Below are 10,944 nucleotides of genomic sequence, written 5' to 3'. Positions count from 1 at the left end.
TTATAACTCATAAATGCTGAAAGGTTCGTGTTGTATTTTAAGCCTCCAAATGAACGGTTATAATTAGCAACAACTTTTGCTCCAAGAGATGACTCGAAAAAAGCGTCATTGTCTGAAAATACAAAGTTGTAGTTTAGTGGGTGAACTACCACAACTAAATTTTCTACTGGAGTCCATGTAACACCCACACCTAAATCTAAATATCCTGGATCGTTAAAATTGTTTATTAAGGTTGTTCTGTATTCTCCTAAAGTTGAAGCTGCTAAATTTTTAGCTATTTTATAACCAAATAGGGAAGTTACATTAAATACATCGCTTGATTCTCTAAAGCTGCCATCATCGTTTGGATCGTCTTTATCGTCAAATTTCACCCAGCTTAAGTTAATGTTAGCTGTGTTGTACCAAAAATACTTTTCTTGGTCTAATTTGGCATGAGGATTTGCTGTAATAGTTATATTTCCAGCAGAGTTGTTAGGAGATCCTTGTCCATACCAATTGTTGAAATTAGAGAAACTTGCTCCAATAGTACCAAATGCTCCAAATTTCCAACCTGGAAATTTGTCTATTTGTTTTTGTAATGCATCAGCTTCAGCTTGAAGAGCGCTAGCAGCTGCTTGTTTTTCAGATTTTTGTGCTTTTAATTCTTCTTTTGTCTGCGCGAATCCAGTTGAAATAGTAAAAACTACCACTAGGATTGAAAGTAAATTTTTAGTCATCTTGTTCATTTTGAATGGATTATATTAATAAAAAATAGCTTACAAATATACGACCACCTGAGTTCGTGGCAAAAAAAAACAGCCATTAAGTTTATTTTAAGGCGTAATTATAGAAGTTTTAATTTTTAGGTTTTTTATATAAAGGAACGGCCGAACAAGCTTCGCCATACATAATGGATTTAGCTATTGGTTTTAATTTTTCAGAAAGCATAACGTAAGCATTTTCTGGAACAGGTTTATTAGTACATCCTTTGATAATTAAAGGCTTATCTCGATACTCTTCAATATCTAGACCCTGGATAATATCTTGATAAATGGATGTTTCTAAAAGGTTTAAATCTCCAATAACAGTCTTTTTTGCAAAGGCTGACAATTCCATGGTAAGCAACATATAAGCCCAACCTGGAATAATGGCATCTGTGGTACAAGTTAATGCCACGTAGCAGTCTTTGTATTGAGACCAATCGTGCTCGCTTACTTGCTGTCTGAAATCTTTTTCCCTAAGAACAAATCCTTCATACAACCAATCTTTTATATCGAACACAATGCGCTGACCTTTTTGATAATAATCCTCAAGGTCTACCACAACTAATTTGCTGTTTGCAACTCTATTTATAATCTCTTCTGCCATAATACAAAGGTAAATGTTTTACTGATAGCCTTCTGCTTGTAATGAAAACAATTCAGCATATAAGGCTTTATTTTTTATAAGTTCTTCATGAGACCCAATCTCTAAAACTTTTCCATCTTCTAGAACTAAAATTCTATCCGCTTGTCGAACCGTACTAAATCTGTGGGATATAATAATACTTGTTTTATCTTGAGTTAGGCCAATAAATCGATCGAATACCTCGCTTTCTGCTCTAGCATCTAATGCCGAAGTGGGTTCATCTAAAACCATAACTTCTGCATTTTTCATATATGCCCTAGCTAAGGCTACTTTTTGCCATTGCCCACCAGATAATTCTTGTCCATTAACAAATCGTTTTCCTAATTGCTGATTGTAGCCTTGTTTTAGTTCGGCAACCACATCGTCTGCTAGACTTAATTCTGCCGCCTTTTCAATTTTCTCTTGGTTGTCTAGTTCATCTATATTTCCGATGGCTATGTTTTCTCTAACAGTAAATTCGTATCTAAAGAAGTCCTGAAAAATAACCCCAAAATACTCTTGATATTCCGCAATGTTAAATCGATTAATATTGACACCATCTAGTAATATTTCACCAGAAGTAGGTTCGTAAAAACGTAATAATAATTTTATTAATGTTGTTTTCCCTGCACCATTCTGTCCTACAAATGCTAGTTTCTCTCCAGCCTTTAGGGTGAAACTTATTCCTTTTAAAATGTCTTTTTCTGAATTTGGATAGGCAAAATGAACGTTTTTAAATTCAAAACCTTGCGTAATACGCTTTGGTAGTGGTACATCTTCTTTAGCCTTCGGAACAATTGAAATGTCTATAAAATCAAAATAATCTTTCAAGTATAATGCACTTTCAGAAATACGTGTGAATTTTGAAAAGAAGTCTTGTAAATTTCGTGTTAAACGATTAAAAGCTCCAGATAGAAATGTTAATTCACCCAAAGTAATAACACCTGAAAGTACTCTGTAAATTATAAATATATAGGCTCCGTAATAACTTAAAGTTCCTAAAACATTAAACAAAAAGCCTAAGGCTGAACGTTTAATTGCTAATGTTTTATTAAGTTGATAATATTCGTTAGATAGGTTTTTAAAACGGTCCACTACAAAATCTGTTAACCCAAAAAGCTTGATTTCTTTGGCAGTTTTATCGTTAGCACCTATAAATCTTAAATAGTCTAATTCTCTTCGTTCTGAGGTCCAGCTTCGAGCCAAGGAATATTGTTGTTGGCTAAAGCGTACTTCATTTATAAATGAAGGAATTATACTCAGTACAAGTAGGATAATTAAATAAGGCTCGAAATAAATTAAACCCGCCACAAGAGTTGAAATGGAAATAGCGCTTTGGGCTTGCCCCAAAACATTTGACATAAGTCCAACACGGCTTGTAGTTTGGGTTCGTGCACGTTCTAATTTATCATAAAACTCGGAATCTTCTAATAAGCTAATATTAATTTGATTGGTTTTTTTGATAATGGTTATGGACGTTGCTATGTTGTATTCATCACCAAGTAAACCATCAGTTAACGAGATGGCTCTGCTTATTAAATCGGATAGAATAATGAGAGCAAACTCGGTTGCTACATAGGTCCAAAGTGATGTGTAATCAGGAGTCTCTAATGAAACTTGTAAAATAATTTCATCAATAATGAGTTTTCCTAACCATAAAATTACCACCGGAAGCAAAGCTCCAATAAGTCTGCAAAAAGCCGATAATACAAAAAGCTTTTTGTTGACTTTCCATATTTCTTTAAAAAATCGAGGAATGTAAACTAAAGCGTTAAACGACGATTTTATACTTGTTTTATTATCGTCTTTTAATGAAGTAGGTTTACGTCTTGACATGTATGGTTATTAAATTAAAGCATCCCAAGCTCCAACTTGGCTTCTTCACTCATTAATTCTTGAGACCAAGGAGGATCGAAAGTAATTTCTACTTCCGCTGTTTTCACTTCGTTAATAGATTTTACTTTTTCTTCAACTTCTAAAGGTAAAGTTTCTGCAACCGGACAGTTAGGAGTTGTAAGTGTCATTAAAATTTTTACTTCGTAATCTTCGTTAACAAAAACATCGTAGATTAACCCCAATTCGTAGATGTCTACAGGAATTTCTGGGTCGTATATGGTTTTTATTACTTTAACTATTTTCTCGCCTAAAGCGTTTATATCTATGGTTGTTTCGCTCATTTCAATAAGTTTTTTTGTTAGATTGTTTGATGTTTAGTCGAAAGTTTATAGTGCAACTTTCCATCAAGCAATAAAACTAATTAAGTTGTGTTTGGTATGCAATAGCATACATTTTTAATTGTTTTACCATGCTTACCAACCCGTTTGCTCGTGTTGGAGATAAATGTTCTTTTAAACCGATTTCATCAATAAAATCTGTGTTGGCTTCTATAATATCGCTTGGTTTTTGATTAGAAAACACACGAATTAAAATAGCTATAACGCCTTTAGTGATTATTGCATCACTATCCGCAGTAAAAACTATCTTGTTGTTTTCTAAATTTGCATGTACCCAAACCTTACTCTGACAACCTTTTATAAGGTGGTCGTCAGTTTTGTATTGCGAATCAATTAGGGGTAAAGTTTTACCCAAATCTATCATGTACTGGTAGCGTTCTTCCCAGTCGTCAAACATGGCAAATTCGTCTATAATTTCGTTTTGAATGTCTTGAATGGTCACTTTTTATTATTTTATACAAAAATACAATTTGTAATATTTACAATCAATTTTTTACTGTTTTTCAATAAGTTCCATAAGGGTTGATACTAATGAAACTATATATTTGTTTGGTTCGCCATTATCAAAATTTGGGGTTTCGTAGGTTTCACCATTATAGATAACTTTTAGGGTAGCAATAGCTGCAGCATCTACAAATCTACGTTCTGTAGGAGCTTCTAAAGTTTTTAATTTCTCTAAATCTAAAGTTTTTACTTGTTCTATGATAGCATTGCTATCTTCTTTAGAACAGGCTATCATCGTAGGAGCTGAGCTTCTGTCTTTTTGAATGGATAAGGTGCCATTTTCAAAAATATATTGATTAAAAAGTCCACGGCTTACAGCTGTATATTCTATGATGTAGTTGTTTTCTTGAGCAACTTTTAATTCAGAATTTTTAGTAGCTTTTATTAGAATACCCTTAGAATTTGATAAGGATAATTCTTGATTTTCAATATTTATAGAGGTCGTATTTTCTAATGCTGACAACATGTTTTGTTCCATTTTGTTGTTAGCTTCTTCACACATCATCCTAGTTGTAGCTAGAGGACCAAAAGAGATAGAATTTCCATCTAATGTATAAGTTCCCGTAAATCTGTTACATCCTAAAAATCCTGAAACAGTATTCGATTGTTCATCAAATTGTATGGTTAATTCATCAGAATCGTGATTGTTTTCGCCAATAGTTGATACATAATAAATTCCAGAAATTTGTGTCATAGTTTCTTTATTAGCTTCCATAGCAGTTACCTCTTTGGAATTTCCGCATGATGTAAAGGTGAAAATGCTTAGTAAAATTGTCAAATATTTCATGTTGCTTTTTTTAGTGTTAGTTGATATAAGATACAAAAAGGAAGCCAAAGTATTACGTTAACATCATTTTAGCTTTTTTGACACCTTCTACCAATACATCAACTTCTTCCTTTGTGTTGTAAAATGCAAATGAAGCTCTAATAGTTCCTGGTATTTTAAAGTACGCCATTATAGGTTGAGCACAATGGTGACCTGTTCTTACTGCAATTCCTAGTTTGTCTAGTATGGTGCCAACATCGTACGGATGAATACCTTCTAAATTAAAAGAAATTACAGAGGTTTTGTTTTTTAATCCGGGTTGATCTGGACCATATATTTTTAAACCCTCTATTTCTAAAAGTTTGTTTGTTGCGTATTCTAAAAGCTCATGTTCATAAGCCTCTATTTTTTCAAAACCTATAGCATTTAAATAGTCTATGGCAGCTCCAAAAGCTATTCCTCCACAAATATTAGGTGTTCCTGCTTCAAATTTATGTGGTAATTCGGCATAAGTTGTTTTTTCGAAAGTAACGTCGGCTATCATTTCTCCACCACCTTGATAAGGAGGTAGTTTGTTTAGCCATGTTTCTTTACCGTAAAGCATACCAACACCAGTTGGTCCACACATTTTATGAGCGGATACTACATAAAAATCTACATCAAGTGCTTGTACATCTGGTTTTACGTGAGGGCAGGCTTGAGCACCATCAATCAAAACAGCAGCACCAAGGGCATGGGATTTTTTAATGATTTCTTCAATAGGATTAATGGTTCCTATTGCATTTGATATATGATTAACAAAAACAAGTTTTGTTTTTTTTGAAAGTAACTTATCGTATTCAGCCATTACAAGTTCTCCGGAATCATTCATAGGAATGACCTTTAAAATAGCACCTGTTTTTTCACATAATATCTGCCAAGGCACAATATTACTATGGTGTTCTAGGGCTGAAACAATAATTTCGTCATCTTTTTTTAATAAAGAGGCAAAGCCATTTGCTACTAAATTAATACCCTCTGTTGTGCCAGAAGTCATGATGATTTCATGGGCATGTTTAGCATTAAAATGAGCCTGTATTTTATGTCTCGCTTCTTCGTATTTGTCAGTTGCTTCTTGACTTAATGTATGGACGCCTCTGTGAATATTTGCGTTGTAGTTGGTGTAGTAATCTACAATAACGTCGATAACTTGTTTTGGAGTTTGTGAAGTGGCTCCATTATCGAGGTATACTAAAGGTTTTCCATGTACTTTTCTTGAAAGTATAGGGAAGTCTTTTCTTATGGATTCTATGTTGAACATAGTTTGATTTTTTAGCCCAGATTGAGGCATTTGGTGAAGCTCTTTTTTGTAGGTACGACTTTTTAAAAGTTATACCTACAAAAAAAGCGACTGCCGAAAGCTGGAAATAGCTCCAAATAATTGTTAATATTAGATGCGTGTTTAATAGATTCCTTCTTCTGAAAGAATTTTAAAGATCAAATCCAATATTAACTCCTAATTTGGTGGCTATAATTTTATTGATTCGTTGTTTAATCTCTGGAATTTTAACCGAGCTCAATACATTGTTACTAAACGCATACATTAATAAGGCTTTGGCTTCTTTTTCAGGAATACCTCTAGACTGCATATAAAATAAAGCGCTTTCGTCCAATTGTCCAATTGTACATCCATGAGAACATTTCACGTCGTCTGCAAAAATCTCTAATTGTGGCTTGGTATTAATTGTGGCTTTGTCGCTTACTAATATATTGTTGTTTGCTTGAAACGCATTTGTTTTTTGTGCATCTCTGTTAACAAGTACTTTTCCGTTGAAAACTCCAGTAGAGCTACCATCGTAAATTCCTTTATAATCTTGGTGACTTTCGCAATTAGGCTCTATATGATGAACCAAAGTGTTATGGTCTACATGTTGCTTGTTTCCTATAATTGTAACTCCTTTTAAGGTTGAATCTATACGTTCGCCATTCTGGTAGAAATTAAGGTTGTTTCTAGTTAGTTTTCCTCCAAATGAAAATGTATGGACAGAACAGATACTTTCTTGCTTTTGGTTGATAAAGGTGTTATCAATTAAAGAAGCATTTTCGTTATCGTTTTGAATTTTGTAATAATCGATAATAGCACGTTTGTTAGCGAAAATTTCCGTTACACAGTTTGTTAAAACAGGGTTGTCCGTTAAACTTTGGTGACGCTCGATAATTTGTACATGCGAATTCTCGTTAACCACAATTAAGTTTCGTGGTTGGTTTAATAAGGCAGCTTCACTTCCTGTTGAAAAATGTAAAATTTGAATAGGCTTATCTACTACTTTGTTTTTCGGAATATGAATATAAGCACCTTCTTGAGAAAAAGCTGTATTTAAAGAATTTATACCATCTTTTGAAGCTATTTTATTGAAATAATTATCAATAACTATTTGGTATTTAGGCTTGTTTAAAGCGGAAGACATTAAGCAAACATCAATTCCATCGTGCGTAGTTTGCGAAAGATGGGATGAATATTTCCCGTCTATAAATACTATTTTATAGCTGTCAATTTCGTGAATAAAGTATTTCTTTACCTCGTTGTATTCAACATTTTTTTCGTGTTTTGGAAACACGCTATAGTTATGTTTTAATACACTATTTAAAGAAGTATATTTCCAAGCTTCGTCCTTTTTAGTTGGAAACCCTTCGTTTTCAAATACTTTTATGGCTTCGCTTCTTACATCGTGAATGTGCGAATCTAAATTCACGTCATTTTCAAATGCTAAAAAGGAGGATATGAGTTTTTCTTTTAATTCCATTTAATTTAGTTTTCAACACGTAGTTGCAGTTATCAAAAAATTTTTGAATTTGCTATGGAGTGCTGTTTGCTATTATACATTGTGAAAGCAATACTGTTCGTGTGTTCAGTTGGGAGTTTATAATTTTAACTTGAAACTGAATACTACAAACTAATTTATGCGTCTGCTTTTTCTTTAATCCAATCGTAACCCTTTTCTTCAAGCTCGTATGCAAGTTCTTTACCGCCAGATTTCACGATTTTTCCATTGTGAATTACGTGTACGAAATCAGGAACGATATAGTCTAAAAGTCTTTGATAATGCGTAATTACTATAACTGCATTGTCTTTACTTTTTAGTTTGTTAACGCCGTTTGCAACAATGCGTAAGGCATCGATATCCAATCCAGAATCTGTTTCGTCCAAAATAGCAAGTTTTGGTTCTAACATCGCCATTTGGAAAATTTCATTACGTTTTTTCTCACCTCCAGAAAAACCTTCGTTTAGTGAACGAGATAAAAATTTTCTATCGATTTCTAATAATTCAGATTTCTCGCGGATAAGTTTCAACATTTCATTGGCAGGCATATCTTCTAAACCTTTAGCTTTACGAGTTTCGTTAATAGCTGTTTTTATGAAATTTGTAACCGAAACTCCTGGAATTTCTACTGGATATTGAAATGAAAGGAAAATACCTTTATGAGCACGCTCGTCTGGACCTAATTCGTCTATGTTTTCATCAAATAGGAGAATTTCGCCTTCAGTAACATCGTATTCTTCTTTCCCTGCAATAACAGACGCCAAGGTGCTTTTTCCAGAACCGTTTGGTCCCATGATAGCATGAACTTCCCCAGGGTTAATTTCTAAATTAATGCCTTTTAATATGGCCTTATTTTCAACACTTGCGTGTAAATTCTTAATTTTTAACATAATTGTTTATTCAAAAAATTACAATTTTAAGTTTTGTAAAACTTAAAATAAATACTTGTTTTTCAGGTTATTTTTCAGCTCCTAAAATGATGTCTTTTTTATTAGGATCTGGTTTACTAATATTTACAATTTCTTTAATTTCTACTCGGAATGGCCAACCTTCTTCTCCTTCAGGTTTTTGGATGATTTTCCCTCTAATTTCAACAGGAATCATATCTGTTGCTTCCTTTTTATAAGGTTTTACCTTCTCGTCTAATTCGTGCATTTTTTCATCAATCACTACACCGTAAACCTCGTGAGGTGTTTGTAGTACAGCACCATCGGCAAAATAAACGAAATCTCCTTTTAACAAGGTAAGGCCTTTCATTTCAACTTGAGTGTTGTTTTCGGTTGCAACATTTTCATCCTTAGTGTTGTTCTTGCAGCTATTAAAGCTTGTAATGACAAGTATTAAGACTATTAGTTTTTTCATGATTGATATTTAAACAAAACGAAATTTATTTTAACTATATAATGGGTTCTTATGTTAACCAACAGACCCTTCCAAGGAAATTTCTAGAAGTTTTTGAGCTTCTATTGCAAATTCCATTGGTAGTTTGTTCAGTACATCTTTACTAAATCCGTTTACAATTAAAGCAATAGCTTTCTCGGTATCGATACCACGTTGGTTACAATAGAAAAGTTGGTCTTCCCCAATTTTACTTGTGGTTGCTTCATGTTCTATTTGCGCCGATTTATTTTTTGCTTCAATGTAAGGGAATGTATGTGCGCCACAGTCGTTACCCATTAGTAAACTGTCACATTGCGAGAAGTTACGGGCATTGTCTGCATTAGGACCAATCTTCACCAAACCTCTATAGGAGTTCTGCGACTTTCCTGCCGAAATTCCTTTTGAAATAATAGTAGATCTTGTGTTTTTACCTAAGTGAATCATTTTAGTTCCAGTGTCAGCCTGCTGATGATTGTTTGTTACGGCAATAGAGTAAAATTCACCTACAGAATTATCACCTTTTAAGATACAGCTTGGATACTTCCAAGTTACAGCTGAACCAGTTTCTACTTGAGTCCAAGATATTTTCGCGTTTTTTTCGCAAATTCCTCTTTTAGTTACAAAGTTGTAAACTCCTCCTTTTCCTTCTGAATCTCCAGGATACCAGTTTTGAACGGTTGAGTATTTTATTTCTGCTCCATCTAATGCAATAAGTTCTACAACAGCGGCATGTAGTTGGTTTTCATCTCTACTTGGAGCTGTACAACCTTCTAGGTAGCTTACGTAGCTATCTTCGTCGGCAATTAAAAGAGTTCGTTCAAATTGACCTGTCCCTCCTTGGTTGATTCTGAAATAGGTAGATAACTCCATTGGACAACGTACTCCTTTTGGTATGTAGCAAAAACTTCCGTCGCTAAATACGGCAGAGTTTAGAGCAGCATAATAGTTGTCCTTTTGCGGAACAACAGTTCCAATATATTTTTTTACTAAATCTGGATAATCTCTAATAGCTTCACTTATCGGACAGAAAATAATTCCTTTCTCTGAAAGTGTTTTCTTGAAGGATGTAGCCACAGAAACAGAGTCAATAACAATGTCCATAGCAACTCCAGCAAGTTTCTTTTGCTCGTCTAAAGAGATGCCTAATTTTTTAAATGTTTCTAATAATTCAGGATCAACCTCGTCTAAACTGTCGTATTTTGGTTTTGTGTTTGGAGCAGAGTAGTATGAAATTGCCTGGAAATCTGGTTTTATATATTTTACGTTAGCCCAATCTGGCTCTACCATTTTTTGCCAAGCACGAAAAGCTTCTAAACGCCAATCAGTCATCCACTCAGGTTCTTCCTTTTTTAACGAAATAGCTCGTATTACATCTTCATCTAAACCAATTGGAAATGTTTCCGATTCAATATCTGTGAAAAAACCATATTCGTATTCTTTGGTTTTTAACTCTTCTCTTAAATCGTCTTCGGTATACTTATTCATTTTACTTAAAATAATTATTTATAAAAGTCTTCCTCGAAGGAAGATTAGATGAGCTTAAAGCGAAAATGATTCGCCACAGCCACAAGTTCTATTGGCATTCGGGTTGTTAAAAACAAATCCCGCACCATTTAAGCCTCCGGAATATTCCAGAGTGGTACCAATTAGGTATAAAAAGCTTTTTTTGTCAACAATAATTCTAATACCATTGTCTTCAAAAACCTTGTCTTCAGCTTCTTGTGTTCTATCAAATTTTAGATCATAAGACAAGCCAGAGCAGCCACCGCTTTTAACCCCTACACGCACAAAGTCAGTTGCTGAATTATAGCCTTCTTCGCTCATAAGCTCAATAACTTTCTTTTTTGCTGTTTCCGATACTTTTACCATAAATTAAAATAGATTAGTTCTAAAT

Annotated in this window: 12 protein-coding genes; all 12 read right to left on the bottom strand. The window is 33.8% G+C overall.

Annotated features, from left to right (window positions below; all coding sequences use genetic code 11):
* Nucleotides 1-716, bottom strand: a 716-nt coding sequence (locus tag VKY41_RS06855) for a DUF3078 domain-containing protein (protein ID WP_500813696.1), incomplete at its 3' end; no start/stop codon positions are given.
* Between the two features lie 118 nt (nucleotides 717-834).
* Nucleotides 835-1,347, bottom strand: a complete 513-nt coding sequence (locus VKY41_RS06850; RefSeq protein ID WP_500813695.1) for a DUF2480 family protein — start codon at nucleotides 1,345-1,347, stop codon at nucleotides 835-837.
* 18 nt (nucleotides 1,348-1,365) lie between these two features.
* A complete protein-coding gene (locus tag VKY41_RS06845; RefSeq protein WP_500813694.1) occupies nucleotides 1,366-3,201 on the bottom strand; it encodes an ABC transporter ATP-binding protein in 1,836 nt (611 codons plus the stop codon).
* Nucleotides 3,202-3,215: 14 nt separating this feature from the next.
* The gene (locus VKY41_RS06840) at nucleotides 3,216-3,542 is read right to left on the bottom strand and encodes an iron-sulfur cluster assembly protein (protein ID WP_500813693.1); all 327 of its coding nucleotides are present in this window, start codon (nucleotides 3,540-3,542) and stop codon (nucleotides 3,216-3,218) included.
* 76 nt (nucleotides 3,543-3,618) lie between these two features.
* Nucleotides 3,619-4,041, bottom strand: coding sequence for a SufE family protein (locus tag VKY41_RS06835; protein ID WP_500813692.1), 423 nt, complete (start codon nucleotides 4,039-4,041; stop codon nucleotides 3,619-3,621).
* Between the two features lie 51 nt (nucleotides 4,042-4,092).
* Nucleotides 4,093-4,890 (bottom strand): META domain-containing protein, encoded by a 798-nt coding sequence (locus VKY41_RS06830; protein ID WP_500813691.1) that lies wholly within the window; start codon nucleotides 4,888-4,890, stop codon nucleotides 4,093-4,095.
* A gap of 52 nt (nucleotides 4,891-4,942) precedes the next feature.
* A complete protein-coding gene (locus VKY41_RS06825) occupies nucleotides 4,943-6,169 on the bottom strand; it encodes an aminotransferase class V-fold PLP-dependent enzyme (RefSeq protein ID WP_500813690.1) in 1,227 nt (408 codons plus the stop codon).
* A gap of 169 nt (nucleotides 6,170-6,338) precedes the next feature.
* Complete coding sequence (gene sufD, locus VKY41_RS06820) at nucleotides 6,339-7,652, bottom strand: Fe-S cluster assembly protein SufD (RefSeq protein ID WP_500813689.1); 1,314 nt, start codon at nucleotides 7,650-7,652, stop codon at nucleotides 6,339-6,341.
* A 155-nt stretch (nucleotides 7,653-7,807) separates the two neighbouring features.
* Entirely contained in the window at nucleotides 7,808-8,560 is a 753-nt protein-coding gene (sufC, locus tag VKY41_RS06815; protein ID WP_500813688.1) for a Fe-S cluster assembly ATPase SufC, read from the bottom strand.
* Between the two features lie 67 nt (nucleotides 8,561-8,627).
* Nucleotides 8,628-9,032 (bottom strand): hypothetical protein, encoded by a 405-nt coding sequence (locus VKY41_RS06810; protein ID WP_500813687.1) that lies wholly within the window; start codon nucleotides 9,030-9,032, stop codon nucleotides 8,628-8,630.
* 54 nt (nucleotides 9,033-9,086) lie between these two features.
* Nucleotides 9,087-10,535, bottom strand: a complete 1,449-nt coding sequence (sufB, locus tag VKY41_RS06805) for a Fe-S cluster assembly protein SufB (RefSeq protein WP_500813686.1) — start codon at nucleotides 10,533-10,535, stop codon at nucleotides 9,087-9,089.
* A gap of 54 nt (nucleotides 10,536-10,589) precedes the next feature.
* Nucleotides 10,590-10,919, bottom strand: coding sequence for a HesB/IscA family protein (locus VKY41_RS06800; protein WP_500813685.1), 330 nt, complete (start codon nucleotides 10,917-10,919; stop codon nucleotides 10,590-10,592).
* Nucleotides 10,920-10,944 lie beyond the last annotated feature (25 nt).

It is taken from the genome of Xanthomarina sp. (assembly GCF_035306605.1).
In the GTDB taxonomy this organism is placed as follows: Bacteria; Bacteroidota; Bacteroidia; order Flavobacteriales; family Flavobacteriaceae; genus Xanthomarina.
This window is presented reverse-complemented; position numbering and strand designations above follow the sequence as displayed.